At 63.3% G+C, this 13,899-nt stretch carries 16 protein-coding genes; 5 read left to right on the top strand and 11 right to left on the bottom strand.

Annotated features, from left to right (window positions below; translation table 11 throughout):
• Nucleotides 1–114: 114 nt before the first annotated feature.
• The 4 genes from AC2FNS_RS04480 to AC2FNS_RS04465 all read right to left on the bottom strand — a co-directional run bounded on the left by AC2FNS_RS04480 (nucleotide 115) and on the right by AC2FNS_RS04465 (nucleotide 3,340).
• On the bottom strand, nucleotides 115–1,119 hold the full coding sequence (locus AC2FNS_RS04480; protein WP_496688238.1) for a molybdopterin-binding protein: 1,005 nt from the start codon (nucleotides 1,117–1,119) through the stop codon (nucleotides 115–117).
• Nucleotides 1,116–2,084 (bottom strand): XdhC family protein, encoded by a 969-nt coding sequence (locus AC2FNS_RS04475; protein ID WP_496679761.1) that lies wholly within the window; start codon nucleotides 2,082–2,084, stop codon nucleotides 1,116–1,118. Before AC2FNS_RS04475 ends, AC2FNS_RS04480 begins: the two co-directional genes overlap by 4 nt.
• 107 nt (nucleotides 2,085–2,191) lie before the next feature.
• Entirely contained in the window at nucleotides 2,192–2,785 is a 594-nt protein-coding gene (locus AC2FNS_RS04470) for a DUF6691 family protein (protein ID WP_496713132.1), read from the bottom strand.
• A 3-nt stretch (nucleotides 2,786–2,788) separates the two neighbouring features.
• Complete coding sequence (locus tag AC2FNS_RS04465) at nucleotides 2,789–3,340, bottom strand: YeeE/YedE thiosulfate transporter family protein (protein WP_496679757.1); 552 nt, start codon at nucleotides 3,338–3,340, stop codon at nucleotides 2,789–2,791.
• Nucleotides 3,341–3,515: 175 nt separating this feature from the next.
• On the opposite strand from AC2FNS_RS04465, the gene AC2FNS_RS04460 reads away from it, so the two are divergent.
• On the top strand, nucleotides 3,516–4,016 hold the full coding sequence (locus AC2FNS_RS04460; protein ID WP_496679754.1) for a hypothetical protein: 501 nt from the start codon (nucleotides 3,516–3,518) through the stop codon (nucleotides 4,014–4,016).
• Nucleotides 4,017–4,019: 3 nt separating this feature from the next.
• Here AC2FNS_RS04460 and AC2FNS_RS04455 read toward each other — a convergent pair whose 3' ends face one another.
• The gene (locus tag AC2FNS_RS04455; protein WP_496713130.1) at nucleotides 4,020–5,273 is read right to left on the bottom strand and encodes a vWA domain-containing protein; all 1,254 of its coding nucleotides are present in this window, start codon (nucleotides 5,271–5,273) and stop codon (nucleotides 4,020–4,022) included.
• 37 nt (nucleotides 5,274–5,310) lie between these two features.
• Nucleotides 5,311–6,219: an AAA family ATPase gene (locus tag AC2FNS_RS04450; protein ID WP_496680776.1), complete on the bottom strand. Its 909-nt coding sequence runs from the start codon at nucleotides 6,217–6,219 to the stop codon at nucleotides 5,311–5,313.
• A 144-nt stretch (nucleotides 6,220–6,363) separates the two neighbouring features.
• On the opposite strand from AC2FNS_RS04450, the gene pyrC reads away from it, so the two are divergent.
• On the top strand, nucleotides 6,364–7,401 hold the full coding sequence (pyrC, locus tag AC2FNS_RS04445) for a dihydroorotase (RefSeq protein WP_496713128.1): 1,038 nt from the start codon (nucleotides 6,364–6,366) through the stop codon (nucleotides 7,399–7,401).
• On the opposite strand, the gene AC2FNS_RS04440 is transcribed toward pyrC, so the two are convergent.
• Both AC2FNS_RS04440 and AC2FNS_RS04435 read right to left on the bottom strand, forming a co-directional pair.
• Entirely contained in the window at nucleotides 7,398–8,693 is a 1,296-nt protein-coding gene (locus tag AC2FNS_RS04440; RefSeq protein ID WP_496713126.1) for an MmgE/PrpD family protein, read from the bottom strand. The two genes, pyrC and AC2FNS_RS04440, sit on opposite strands and share 4 nt — an antisense overlap.
• A 38-nt stretch (nucleotides 8,694–8,731) precedes the next feature.
• Nucleotides 8,732–9,178: a type II toxin-antitoxin system RatA family toxin gene (locus AC2FNS_RS04435; protein WP_496713124.1), complete on the bottom strand. Its 447-nt coding sequence runs from the start codon at nucleotides 9,176–9,178 to the stop codon at nucleotides 8,732–8,734.
• Nucleotides 9,179–9,253: 75 nt separating this feature from the next.
• Between AC2FNS_RS04435 and hpt the strand changes: the two genes are divergently transcribed.
• Both hpt and AC2FNS_RS04425 read left to right on the top strand, forming a co-directional pair.
• Nucleotides 9,254–9,796 (top strand): hypoxanthine phosphoribosyltransferase, encoded by a 543-nt coding sequence (gene hpt / locus AC2FNS_RS04430; protein ID WP_149775254.1) that lies wholly within the window; start codon nucleotides 9,254–9,256, stop codon nucleotides 9,794–9,796.
• Nucleotides 9,797–9,819: 23 nt separating this feature from the next.
• Nucleotides 9,820–9,993 (top strand): hypothetical protein, encoded by a 174-nt coding sequence (locus AC2FNS_RS04425; protein WP_170389909.1) that lies wholly within the window; start codon nucleotides 9,820–9,822, stop codon nucleotides 9,991–9,993.
• Here the strand turns inward: AC2FNS_RS04425 and AC2FNS_RS04420 are convergent.
• Both AC2FNS_RS04420 and lipA read right to left on the bottom strand, forming a co-directional pair.
• Complete coding sequence (locus tag AC2FNS_RS04420) at nucleotides 9,983–11,137, bottom strand: amidohydrolase (protein WP_496713122.1); 1,155 nt, start codon at nucleotides 11,135–11,137, stop codon at nucleotides 9,983–9,985. The genes AC2FNS_RS04425 and AC2FNS_RS04420 overlap by 11 nt on opposite strands.
• Entirely contained in the window at nucleotides 11,134–12,084 is a 951-nt protein-coding gene (lipA, locus tag AC2FNS_RS04415) for a lipoyl synthase (RefSeq protein ID WP_170419103.1), read from the bottom strand. Before lipA ends, AC2FNS_RS04420 begins: the two co-directional genes overlap by 4 nt.
• Nucleotides 12,085–12,348: 264 nt before the next feature.
• On the opposite strand from lipA, the gene AC2FNS_RS04410 reads away from it, so the two are divergent.
• Nucleotides 12,349–12,897 (top strand): peroxiredoxin, encoded by a 549-nt coding sequence (locus AC2FNS_RS04410; protein ID WP_496727570.1) that lies wholly within the window; start codon nucleotides 12,349–12,351, stop codon nucleotides 12,895–12,897.
• Between the two features lie 48 nt (nucleotides 12,898–12,945).
• Here AC2FNS_RS04410 and AC2FNS_RS04405 read toward each other — a convergent pair whose 3' ends face one another.
• A complete protein-coding gene (locus tag AC2FNS_RS04405) occupies nucleotides 12,946–13,869 on the bottom strand; it encodes a LysR substrate-binding domain-containing protein (RefSeq protein WP_496712300.1) in 924 nt (307 codons plus the stop codon).
• Nucleotides 13,870–13,899: the final 30 nt, after the last annotated feature.

The raw sequence follows: 13,899 nt of genomic DNA, 5'->3' as shown, positions 1-13,899 counted from the left end.
GAGTTAAACACGGGAAAAGTCGTTTGAGAACAAAAATCTTGGCCGTTTCGAACCCGTCCGTTGGGGGGCAATTGCCAACATGTATTGCAGGTCGCCAGCGGAGCGAAACTGCCGTTACGTCACTTTGCGTTTCGCGCGGGGTTGCGGACGGGTCGGGATTTCCTTGAGCAGACCGCCGACGCCCATCGCCGCGATATCGGCACCCGTCGTCGGGATCCCGCAGGCCACCCGCGAGAGCACCCAGTCGGCCCCGTTCAACGCGGGCGAGCGTGCGCATCCCGGCAAACCGATGACCGGCCGCTTGCCCAAAGCCCCGAGAAACAACAGGTTGCCCGGATCAACCGGCATGCCGAAGCGCTCCACCTGTCCGCCCGCGCGCCGAACAGCCTGCGGCGCGACGTCCTCGACATCGGATGTGGCCGAGCCGGTCAGGATCATCACGATATCGGTGTTCATCCGGGACAATGCCTGCGCCAGAGCGTCGATCGCGTGCGGAACGATCTGCACGTCGTCCAGGCTCAGACCCAGGGCCTCGACCCGGCCGCGCATCGCGGCGATACCCTTGTCGTTGGGCGGCCCGCCGGGGATGTCGGTCACCACCAGCCCGGCGCTGCCAAACTTCGGCGTGGCAAGGCGAATGGCTCCCTTGGCCAGCTTCGCCGCACGCTGAACGTCCGCCAGCGGCACCGCGTAGGAAATGACCTTGATCGTGGCGACCATGCCGCCCGCACCCATCTGCTGATGCTGAGGAACGGTGGCCACCGTGATCATCGGGTTGACCTGATTGAACGCAAGCAGAGCCTCAACGTCCAGAACGGCAACCCCAGCTTGATCCGCAATCAGGTTGACGCGGCCCGTAAACGGATCGGTCACGCGCAAGTTGGCACCCTTCGGATCCGGGGTCAGCGCCGCGGCCAATTGGCGCGCGGCCTCGTCCTCGTGACAGTCGCCGGGTTCCAGCCGCGCTACGACCACCTCGGACACGCCCGCCTCGGTCAACAAGGCAACATGCGCGTCGCCTAGCATCATTCCCTTGCGCAGCTTTTTCGTGCCAGCCATGACCGAATGCGCAAGGATCGCACCCTTCGCGTCCGCAACCGGTAAAGGGCCGAATTTCATGCCTTGCCCCGCAGCACGGCCGTCATCTGCGCGATGATCGCAACAGCAATCTCAGCCGGTCCTGCAGCACCGATATCCAGACCGATCGGCCCATGAATGCGCTGCAACTGCGTTGCCGAGAATCCCGCTTCGGTCATCCGCTGCACCCGTTTGGCATGGGTGCGCGACGACCCCAGCGCGCCGATATAGAACACGTCCGAGTTCAGCGCAGCCTGCAGAGCCGGATCATCCAGCTTGGGGTCGTGGGTCAGCAGAACCATCGCCGTGCGCGCATCCAGACCGATGCTGGCCACGGCCTCGTCCGGCCAGTCGGTCAGCAGCTTTTCACCGGGAAAACGGGATTTGGACGCAAACGCCTCGCGCGGGTCGATGATGATCGGGTCATAACCCGCGATCCGCACCATCGGCACCAGTGCCTGCGCGATATGGACCGCGCCCACCACGATCAGCCGCAAGGGCGGGTTGTGCACGGCCACGAAGGTCTGACCATCTTCTTCGAACCCCGAGCGATCCATGCGCAGCCGGTCCGCATAGGCGTTGCGCCGCAGCGCGCGGTGGCCGGTCTCGACATTGACCTCATAGGCCATGGGCTCGCGCCGCGCCCGCGCCGCCACCAGTTCGGCCAGCATCGGTTCTGGCAGGACCGAGCCCACCGGCTCGACCAGAACCCGGATCGTGCCTCCGCAGGCCAGCCCGACGGCAAAGGCATCCTCGTCGCTGACACCGAATTCCAACAGGCGCGCCTCGCCCTCCTGCATGGCCTCGAGCGCCTCGACGATCACCGCGCCTTCGACACATCCGCCCGAGACCGAGCCTTCGATCCGGCCGTCGCCGCCGATGACCAGCTGGGCACCCACCCGCCGGGGCGCGCTGCCCCAGGTTTCGACGACGGTGGCCAACGCGGCTCCACGCCCTTTGCGGAACCACGCCAGAGCCGTTTCCGGGCTGTTGTCAAATCTGTCCATCGGAGCCTCCCGCCTGATCCGCTTCAACATAAGCAGGTTTTGCGGGATGAAAAGCAACCCGGCACGTCACCGCGCGCCGGGCTTTCAAGGATATGCGCAGCGGGCCGTCACTCGGCCGGATGCGCTTGCTCTGAGGGTTGGCCCAACAGCCGTTCGGGCAGCGCAAAGGCAATGGCGATGAACGCCAGGCCCAGAACAATGCCCAGAATGTCGCCAGGCAGGCCTGTTACAGCATCATAGCCCGACCCCGGTACGATACCGAGTGTTACCTTTCCGCCCCAGATCGGGTCGAGCAGGCCGCTGGCCTTCCACATCGGATAGGTCATCATGTAGGCCGCAGCGCCCAGCAATCCGCCCGCCACGAAGAACAGCGCGTCCTTGCGCCCCGAGGCCGCGGCCACCAAGCCCGTTCCGGGGCAAAAGCCGGCCATCGCCCAGCCGGCCCCCAGCAGCAGCCCGCCCAGGAAGACGCCGGCATAGGCCGCCTTGATCGACATGTGGCCCACATCGACCAGCCCGATCATCTGACCGCCGAACATCAGAACCGAACCAAGTCCGATGGCCAGCATGATCGCCTTGGCCAACCGCAGATCCGTCAGGTTCAGCATCTTGTTGATGGTCGAAGGGTTCGACGCGCCGACCCGATCAAGGACCGCGCCAAATGCGACCCCGATGACAATTGCAAGTATGATCGACATCATGGCTCAGGCCTCCTTCTTGAACATCAGGATCGAAACGGTGATCGCGGCGGCAAAAGCTCCGGCGGCGAAAATGTACCCGCTGACGGCCGTCTGCATCATGCCCGACATCATGTGCCCGGACGTGCAGCCCCCGGCCAGCCGTGCCCCGTACAAAACGATGAAACCTCCCAGAAAGGCGACCAGATAGCGTTTCAACGGGTCGTCGCCGTAATTCGCCCGCCACAATGCGGGAACCTTGCGGTCCTGGCCCTCGATACCGCCCCGGGCCCTAGCCGACAGGAACCCGCCTAACATCATCGCAAGGACGAAGACAAAGGAATAGTTCAGCGGGTTCGCAACCGATTTCGCGTATTTGCCCCCGGATTTCGCCAGATAGGCGTTGGTCGAGGTATAGCCCTCATCGGTTGCGGTCACGAAATCCGGGTTGACGGCATCGGCGATGATGCCGTCCAGAATGACGAACTGCGTGGACACGCCGATCGGCTTGACCAGCAAGATCGCCAAAAAGAACACAAGGCCGAGCAGAACTCCACCCGCTTTCCAAGTCATTGGCATGGCATTTCCTCCTGAAGATTCTCACATTCCATTTCCCTTATATTTTAAGCATTCCGTTTCCTGCATGATTTGGATCAAATGGCCCGGGAGCCTCCGGTTGATTAACGCGAGCCGCCGCTCTACGCTCGCGGCGCCGGTCTGCGGTATCCCTGATTTTCGAGATTTGGAGACGAACATGTTGAAACACATTTCCGCATCTTTCTTGGCGGCGCTTGTCGCGGCAGCCCCCGCCTGGGCAGACACATTCGAAAAATACGGAGAGGTCGAGGGCTGGAAGGTCTTCATCGACAACGACAAGAAATCCTGCCTGATCGAGGCCGTGGACGACGTGGAAAACGTGGTTCAGATGGGCCTGACCGAAGATCGCGGCGTGGGATATGTCGGGGTTTTTACCAAGGCCGAAACCGACATAAAGCGTGGCGAGAAGGAAGGGGTAGCGATCCTTTTGGGCGACAACCTCTATGTCGGCGAGGCAACCGGCATGAAGGGCAACATCACCAAGGGCTATTCGGGCGGCTATGTCCTGTCGGACGATCCGCAATTCGCCGATGATCTGGCGCGCCAGAAGGTGATGATCGTCTTCCCCGAGAAGTCTTTTGGCTTCACCGTCGATCTGACCGGCACCTACAAGGCCATGGAAATGGCACGCGAATGCAATGAGAAACTGATGCAGTAACTACTATGACAAAGCCGCCATCAGGCGCGCTTTTTCTCCCTGGTCGTCGGGTCTTGAGATCACGGCGGCCAGATCCTCGAGCGATGCAATAGAGTGACCGGCGCGGAAGCTGTCCACATGCGGCAGCATGGCGGCGACGCCCTGCGCCTTGGGCGCGAACCCGTCCCAGCGCAGCAGCGGGTTAAGCCAGATCAGTCGACGGGCCGACAGGTGCAGGCGTTCGATCTCTTTTTCCAGCAGATCGGGGTCACCCCGTTCCAGCCCGTCTGTGATGAGCAGCACGACGGCCCCCTGCCCCATAACTCGGCGCGACCAGTCTCGGTTGAACTGGTGCAGGCATTCGCCGATGCGCGTGCCGCCCTCCCAATCCTGCGCCTCGGCCCCGGCGGCGGCCAGCGCCGCATCGACGTCGCGCTGATGCAGGTGCCGTGTGATGTTCGTCAGCCGCGTGCCGAAGGTGAACGCATGCACCTTGGCCCAGCCGGCCCCCTTGGCGTTCGAGACCGTGTGCAGGAAGTGCAGGATGATCCGGCTGTACTGGCTCATCGACCCCGAGATGTCACACAGCGCGATCAGGTTGGGCCAGCGCGGTTTCGGTTGGACCAGCGCGATCTCTCGCAGTTCGCCGCCCTGGCGCATGGCCGCGCGCAAGGTGCGCGCCCGGTCGATCCGCCGACCCAGATGGCTGGCTTGACCACGGCGCGAGGCGATCGGGTCCACAGGCAATTGCAACCGTGCCAGAATGCGCTTGGCCTGCGCGGTTTCCGCGGTGCTCATCTGTTCGAAATCCAGCGACCGCAGCCGTTCCTCGGACGAGGCGGTCTGAGTGGCGTCAATCTCGATTTCGCTTTCGCCTTCTTGCTCGACGTCCTTGGAATCGTCCCGTTCGACACCGTCCAGCAGGGCCTCGGCCGCGCGTTTTTCGCCGGCCTCGGCCATGCGTTCCTCCTGAACGCCACGAATGGCCGGCAGCATCATCGACATCATGTGCTCCAGGTATCGCGGGTCGCGCCAGTACAGGCGGAAGATCTGGGCGAATACCGTGCGATGCTCGGGTCGGTTCACGAAACAGGCGTGCAGGGTCCAGTAGAAATCCTGCTTGCGGGTGAAGCCCGCCGCCTGCACCGCGCGGATGGCGTCAACGACGCGGCCGGGGCCGATCGGCAGCCCGGCCTTGCGCAAAGCGCGCGCGAAATGGGTGATGTTCTGCGCCAGTTTCGGATCGGCCGGAATATCCAGTGGAAGCTGTTCGGCCATCGCTAGGCCCCCGGAGTGTTTTGGCGCAACGACGACATCAGACCGGTTCGAGCGTGGATTTGGCCTGATCCAGAATCCGCTTGGCCTCGGAGCCCTGCAATTTCTGGATGTCGTCCTGGTATTTCAGGATCGCGCCCAGCGTGTCGCCGATCACCTCGGGGCTGAGGTTGATCACGTCCAGCGCCAGCAGGCATTTCGCCCAGTCGATGGTCTCGGCCACACCAGGTTTCTTGAACAAGTCCTCGGTGCGCAGCTGCTGCACAAAGGCCACCACTTCGCGGCTCAGCGCCTCGGCGGCCTCGGGCGCGCGGGCGTGCAGGATCTCCAATTCGCGGTCGAAATCGGGGTAATCGACCCAGTGATACAGGCAGCGGCGCTTGAGCGCATCATGCACCTCGCGCGTGCGGTTCGAGGTGACGATGACGATGGGCGGTTCGGGCGCCTTGATCGTGCCGATCTCTGGGATGGTCACCTGGAAATCGCTCAGCGCCTCCAGCAGAAAGGCCTCGAACGGTTCGTCCGTGCGATCCAGCTCGTCGATCAGCAGCACCGGCGGGCCAGCCGGATCGGGCTCCATCGCCTCGAGCAGCGGTCGGCGGATCAGATAGTCGCCGCTGAAAAGTTCCTCCTGCAGACCCTTCCGGTCGGACCCTCCGACCGCCTCGGCGGTGCGGATGGCCACCATCTGCGCGGGAAAGTTCCATTCATAGACGGCCGATGACGCATCCAGCCCTTCATAGCATTGCAGCCGGATCAGGCGGCGGCCAAGTCCAGAGGCGAGGGCCTTGGCGATTTCGGTCTTGCCGACACCAGCCTCGCCCTCAAGAAACAGCGGCCGGCCCAGTTTCAGCGACAGGAACACCACGGTGGCCAGGGCGCGGCCACAGACATAGCCCTGTTCGCCCAGCATCTTCTGAACGGCGTCGATGGTATCTGGCTGGCTCATGTGTCTCTATCTCCCTTGGCACAACAGGTCATGGCTGCCGCTGCGCGTCAAGACCGTGATCTTTCCGGGACTTGCGGCAATCTGGTCGTCTGGCAAGGTTTGTTGTCACTTTCCCGTGCGGCCTACCTGTGCTAGCCCGGCGCCATGACCGATACTCTGACGCTCCGCCGCCCCGATGACTGGCACCTGCATCTGCGCGATGGCGCCATGCTGCAGGCCGTCCTGCCCGAAACCGCCCGCCATTTCGCGCGGGCCATCATCATGCCCAATCTTGTGCCCCCTGTGGTGACCGGCGCTCAGGCCGCGTCGTATCGCGACCGTATCCTGGCTGCCCTGCCCGAAGGCATGAGCTTTGAGCCGTTGATGACCCTGTACCTGACCGAGGATACCGACCCCGACGACATGGCCGCGGCCCATGCAAGCGGTCTGGTCAAGGCGGTCAAGCTGTACCCGGCAGGGGCCACGACCAACTCGGCCTCGGGCGTGCGGGATTTCGACAAGGTGCGCCCCGTGCTGGAACGGATGGCCGAGATCGGCCTGCCGCTCTGCGTGCATGGCGAGGTCACCGATGCCGAGATCGACATCTTCGACCGCGAGGCGGTGTTCATCGACCGCGTTCTGGACCCGATCCGCAAGGCCACGCCGGGCCTGCGCGTGGTGATGGAGCATATCACCACCCGCGACGGAGTGGAGTATGTGCGCGCGAACGAAACCGACCTTGGCGCAACGATCACCGCGCATCACCTGATCATCAACCGCAACCACATTCTTGTGGGCGGGATCAAGCCGCACTACTACTGCCTGCCCGTCGCCAAGCGCGAAGAGCACCGCAAAGCGCTGGTCGATGCCGCGACCTCGGGCGACGAACGGTTCTTTCTGGGGACTGACAGCGCCCCGCATACGGACGCCAACAAAGAGACGTCCTGCGGCTGCGCGGGATGTTTCACCGCCACGAACACCATGTCGCTGGTGGCCGAGGTCTTTGACCGCGCGGGTGCTCTGGACAAGCTGGAAGGGTTTACCTCGGTCAACGGGCCCAGGTTCTACCGGCTGCCCGTCAACGATCAGACCATCACCCTGCAGAAGGGCGAACCGGTCACCTACCCCAACAAGATCGAAACGCGCGATGGCCCGGTCACCGTGTTCGACCCCGGCTTCCCGCTGCACTGGCGCGTGGTCTAAACGACCAGTCGCTTTGCCAGATCCGCTGCGCGCCCTCCGGTGCGCAGCAGCGACCAGATCGCATCCGCTTCGCCCGCGCCGATCAGTTTGGCGGCTTTGCCGCGCACGCGATCCTCGCGGTCGGACAAGGCCATCGGCGCAGCCAGATCGTGGGTCGCCTCGCGCCGCACCCCGTCCCGCCGCAACAGCGCCAAGCGGGCCTCGGTCTCGGACAGCGTTTCATCCGCTTCGACCGTGATCCGGTCGCGCAGGGATTGCAGGCGCGGATCGGCGCAGACTTTTTCCGTGTAACTTTCAGGCAGGGCCGTATCGTATCCCAGCGCCTGCATCGCGATCACCGTCCGATAGGAGAATTTGGCGCCCAGCCCGGTCGTCGGCGCGGTCTGATTGCAGACGCTCATCCAACGGGGATGGGTGCAGATCTTGATCTCGGCCACCTCGGGTTCGGCGATGTCTAGATCGCGCGCCGCCTCGAGCGCGGCGTGCAGCCCGTGGCAGCAGGCGTGGAACTTGTGGCTGACACTTTCGATCAGCCACTCATCCCCAAGTCCCGACAGAGCTGCAGCGGTGTCATCGGCACCGTGATGGGTCGCGCCAAACCCGAACGGGCCGGTCAGGGCGTCGGGATTGGGAACGAACCCCCGCTGCACCAGCAGCGCGGCCTCGACCCCGACCGAAGCCGCCTGCCCCGCATTGTAAGGCTTGCCCATGGTGCCAAACTGCGCCTTGAGGCCCGCCGCCCGGGTCGCGGTCAGCCCCAGAATCCGGCGCATGGCCGCCGGATCGCATCCCAGCAGGCGGGCAGCTGCCACGGCCGCTCCGAACACCCCCGCCGTCGCGGTCTGGTGGAACCCGACCTGATAATGCCCGCGCCCCAGCCAAAGGCCGACACGGATGGACAGCTCCATCCCCACCAAGGCCGATTCCAGCAGATCGACGATGGGTTGGTCCTGCCATTCGGCCACGGCCAGTGCGGCGGGAAACACCGCCACCGAGGGGTGGCCGATGTGGGCGAAATGCGTGTCGTCATAGTCCAGCGCGTGCGAAACCGTGCCATTGACCAAAGCCGCCGCGCGCACCGGCGCGGCCCCGCCGCCGAACAGGGTGGCCTGTCCGGACCCGCCTTCGTCCAGCACCATCCCTCGCAGGATGCGCGAGACCGATTCGTTGACGCCTGCGCGCCCGACCGCCAACCAATCGAGCGCGGACAAAGACGTGACGATCCGAGCCTGCGCAGTCGTGGACACGGGACCCGCGGCGAATTCGGAAAGAGCGCTTGTGAAATCAGTCATGCGGCGCAGTCTAACGTACGCCCGCGCCGGGTAAACCCTCAGCCGTAGAGGCTGGCCGCGCGTTGTTCGAAGGCACGCACGATCCGGTGCATTGCCTCGTTGAAGACCACGCCGATGATGCCTTGCAACACGGCGTTCTTGAACTCGAAATCCACGTGAAAGGACACGTTGCAGCCGCCCTTGGGAGCGTCCTCGAAATGCCAGTCGGATTTCATGTATTTGAACGGGCCGTCCAGGTATTCGGTGTCGATTTTCCTTTGGTCGGGGTATAGCGTCACCCGGCTGCCGAACCGTTCGCGGAACACCTTGAACGAGATCACCAGATCGGCCTCCATCACCTGCGCCTCGCCCGCCGCATAGGTCCTCCGGATCCGCGCGGCTGCACACCAAGGCAGAAACTCGGGGTATTTCGCCACATCCGCGACCAGATCATACACCTGCTGCGCGCTGTATGGGAGGTGGCGAGTTTCCGAATGAGTGGGCATGGCAACCTGGGCATTTGAAACGTGACAATGGCGCGTCATGTCGTATGTTGCGCGCCAAAGATCAAGGGGGCAGCCATGAGCCAGCGCGCATATGTGATAGATGAGATGATCTCGGCCAAGGCCATCGCGGCACGGATCGAGGAATTGTGCCGCGAAATCACTCGCGAATTCGGCGATACCGACAAGCTGGTGGTCGTAGGCCTGCTACGCGGCAGCTTCGTGTTCATCGCCGACCTGGTACGCGAACTGGACCTGCCGATCGAGGTCGATTTTCTTGAGGCGTCCTCCTATGGCGATTCAATGGAAAGCAGCCGGGAAGTGCGCATTCTCAAAGACTTGCGCGGCGCAATTGAAGGACGCGACGTGCTGGTGGTCGAAGATATCGTCGACACGGGGCACACGCTGAACCACGTCACCAACCTGTTGCGCAGCCGCCAGCCAAAACGGCTCAAGTCGATTGCCCTGCTGGACAAACCCAGCCGCCGCGAGGTTGATTTCCGCGCCGATTGGATCGGCTTTGAGATCCCGGACGAATTCGTCGTGGGCTATGGCATCGACTATGCGCAACGCAACCGCAACCTGCCCTTCATCGGCAAGGTCCGCTTTACCCAAGACTGATCCCGCCGCGGATTCGAGGCCCCATGATCCTGCGCCACCTTCTGCGAATGTCCCGCTGGGCGCGCAATCCGCCCTCGGACCAGCGGGTCAAGCTGGTACTGGGTCTAATCGTGTTGTGTCTGCTAATTGCGGTTATCGAATACATGGGCTGGTGGCCCGAATGGGCAACCAGCCAGCCGCGCAAGCTCAGCCCGTGACCGGCGCGTCCAGCACCTGACGGATTGCCGCCAGAAAGATGCCCGCGCCGACAGGTATCAGCGCGTCAGGGAAGTCATAGTCGGGGTTGTGCAGTTGCGGATGGTCAACCCCGGCCCCCAGCCAGAACATGGCGGTTTTCGACCCTTTGGCGAACTGCCCGAAATCCTCCGAAAACCTTTGCGGCAAGGTGGTCAGACGCGGTTGCACCCCGGCCTGTACGCAGGCTTGAGCCAGGATCTGCACGGCCTCCGGGTGGTTGACGCAGGCCTCGAACACGTCGTCATAGGTGATCTCAACACCCAGCCCCTCGTCGGCGGCGGCTTTGCGGACCAGTGCCTCGGCGTGATCGACCAGTTGCGCCATGCGCGCGTCCGAAACGGTGCGCAGCGTCACCCATATCTCGGCCTCGCCGGGCGCCACGCCGAATGTCGGGGCCCCTAGTTGGGCGTGGGTGACGGTGGTCAGCGTGTAATCCTCGGTCAGCTCTCCGCCCGGCCCCAAGGCAGCCAAGGCCGGCATCAACTCGGCCATGGCCGAGGCCGGCGACAGGCCGTCCTGCGGAGCCGCGGCGTGCGAGGTCTTGCCCGTCAGCCGCACCCGCATCCCGCGTGAAGCGCAATTGGCCGGGCCAGAGCACAGTTCGACCGCGCCCAGGTCCAGCCCCGGCAGGTTATGCAGGGAAAACAGGAAATCGGGCTGTATTTCAGCGTATTGCGGGTCGTTCCGAAAATCGCGTGCGCCCTGACCGGTCTCTTCGGCAGGCTGGAAGATCAGCACGACCCGACCGCGCGACACCGGCGTTTGCGCCAGGTCCTGCGCGACGCCCAGAACCATGGCCATATGGCCGTCATGCCCGCACAGATGACCCTTGCCCGGAACCTGCGAGCACCAGGGTTTACCCGGCATCTCCAATATCGGCAGCGCGTCCAGTTCGCAGCGGATGCCCACGGTGGGCCCCGGCTGGCCCGAGTCGAACACGGCCGCGACCCCGTGCCCACCGATCCCGGTCAGAACCCGGCCGCCCACACCACGCAATTGCTCGGCGATGAAGGCGGCCGTTTCAGACTCTTCACCCGAGACCTCGGGCCGTTGGTGCAACGCGTGGCGCAGCGCAGTCAGTTGCGCCAGCGCTTGCGGCGTCACGCCTGCCCCAGCTTTTTCTGTCGCGCTGCTCGCAGGCGCGCGAAATCATCGCCCGCATGGTACGACGAGCGGGTCAGCGGCGTGGCCGAAACCATCAGGAACCCTTTGCCATAGGCGGCTTTTTCATAGGCCGCGAACTCTTCGGGCGTGACAAAGCGGTCCACGCGGTGGTGTTTCGGCGTGGGCTGCAGATACTGGCCGATGGTCAGGAAATCGATGTCGGCGGCGCGCATGTCGTCCATGACCTGGCGCACCTGCTGTTCGTTCTCGCCCAGACCAACCATGATCCCCGACTTGGTGAAGATCGACGGGTCCAATTCCTTGACTCTCTGCAGCAGCCGCAGTGAGTGGAAATAGCGCGCGCCTGGGCGTACCTCGGGGTACAGGCCCGGCACGGTTTCAAGGTTGTGGTTGAACACGTCCGGCTTGGCCGCGACCACGGTTTCCAGAACCGAGGGATCGCATTTCAGGAAATCCGGTGTCAGGATTTCGATCGTTGTTTTGGGGGAGCGGTGACGTACCGCGCGGATGGTCTGAGCGAAATGCTCGGCCCCACCATCGGCCAGATCGTCGCGGTCAACCGAGGTGATGACGACATGGTTCAGGCCCAGCTTTTCCACCGCATGTGCCACCCGGCCCGGTTCGAACGCGTCCAACGCATCGGGGCGACCGGTGGCGATGTTGCAGAAGGTGCAGCCACGGGTGCAGATCTCGCCCATGATCATCATGGTCGCATGGCCCTGGCTCCAGCATTCGCCCACGTTCGGGCATCCGGCCTCTTCGCAGACGGTGACCAGGTTGTTGTCGCGCATAATCCGGCGCGTGTCGGCATAGCCCTTGCCGCCGGGCGCTTTCACCCGAATCCAGCTGGGCTTTTTCGGCTGCGCATTGTCGGGCTTATGCGCCTTTTCCGGGTGACGTTGTTCAGGGATTTTCAGATCGCGCACGGGCCGGTTTCCTGACTTTGGGTCAATTTGGATGGTGCATAACATAAACCGGTCGGATGTATTACGCCAGCCATGCATAGCTGCCATGCGTCAACGTTTTGCAGATGCAGAATGAAAGCGCGATTTTCTAGGAGATCGACGCTGATTTCGACATGTTTTCAGCATACAAGAGGATTTTCGCAAACGCAGCACATCCCGTGTTGAAGCCGGTTTGGAATCGTTTTAACCCACGGGCCGAATTAATGTGAATCACAGGAGATGCCCATGAAAACCGGTGCCAAGCTACCCGACGTGACGTTCCACACCCGCGTGCGCGACGACTCGATCGAAGGGCCCAACCCGTTCCGCTGGGAAGACAAGACCACGGCCGATTACTTCGCAGGCAAGCGGGTCATCCTGTTCTCGCTGCCCGGTGCGTTCACCCCCACCTGCTCGACCTACCAACTGCCTGGGTTCGAGAACAACTACGAGGCGTTCAAGGCCAAGGGCATCGACGAGATCTACTGCATGTCAGTCAATGACAGCTTTGTCATGAACAAATGGGCACAGGATCAGGGGCTGAAGAACGTCAAGGTCATCCCCGACGGGTCGGGCGAGTTCACTCGCAAGATGGGTATGCTGGTCGACAAGGCCAATCTGGGCTTTGGCATGCGGTCGTGGCGCTATGCCGCCATCATCAACGATGGCGTGGTCGAGGCGTGGTTCGAAGAGCCCGGCCTGATGGACAACTGCCCCGAGGACCCCTATGGCGTTTCGTCGCCCGAAAACCTGATGAAGCACCTGGAAAAAGCCCAGCAGCCCGAAATGGCCTGAGGCGTCAACCACCCTCCATGCAAAGGGCTCGCCAAGTGCGGGCCCTTTTTAGTTCCGGGTTTCTGACACGATGCTTTCGCCTACCTGCCGGATCACCTGGGCCAGTTGATCGAACCACACCGCCCCATCCGACGAGTCGCGCCGCACAAGGCCGATCTGCCGAGCGGGCTCCGGGGCGCCGAACCGCAGCAGTTTCAGCCCCGGAACGGCTTTGGTCTCGGAACGCGCCGCTAACTCAGGGATCAGGGTCAGGCCAAACCCCTCGGCCACCAACCGCGACAGCGTGGCCAATGACGATGCGCCCATGTTGATATGGGCGCTGGTCCGGTCCTGACCGCACACCTCAAGCGCCTGATCCGTAAGGCAGTGCCCGTCTTCCAGCAGCATCAGCTGGGCTGCATTCAGGTCGATCGGGCGCAGATCGTCGGGGCTGACGGTCAGGCTGTTCAGGCGTGTCTCGCTGCCAGCCAGCAGAAAGCGATCCTCGAACAGAGGCACCTCGTCCATGCCGCGCGAACCCACCGGCAGGGCCAGCACGGCGGCGTCGATCTCTCCCGCTTTCAGCATCGACAGCAGCCGCTCGGTGCGCGCCTCTCGCACCTGCACGCGCAGGGACACATCCGCTGACCGCAGACCAGCAAGGACACCCGGCAACAGATACGGTGCGACGGTCGGGATCAAACCGACCGACAGACTGCGATGTCCGGTGGAGTTGTCACGCGCAAACCGATCCAACCGTTCGGCCGCGCCCAAAATGCGCCGTGCGTGCTCAAGCGCATCGCGCCCCAACGGCGTCAGCAGAACATCACGGGCGCGCCTTTCAAATAGCGGCCCGCCCATGATGTCTTCCAACGCCCGGATCTGCACCGATAGTGCCGGTTGAGAAACGTGACACACCTGAGCAGCCCGGCCAAAGTTGCGCTGCTCGGCCACAGCGCGGAAGTATTGCAACTGTCTGAGGGTGAAATTCATAACCCCTGACTATCACCTACGACGGCTATC

It is taken from the genome of Ruegeria sp. BHSA191 (genome assembly GCF_059613325.1).
Note: the sequence above shows the minus strand (reverse complement) of the source record. Positions and strands in the feature narration are given on the sequence as shown.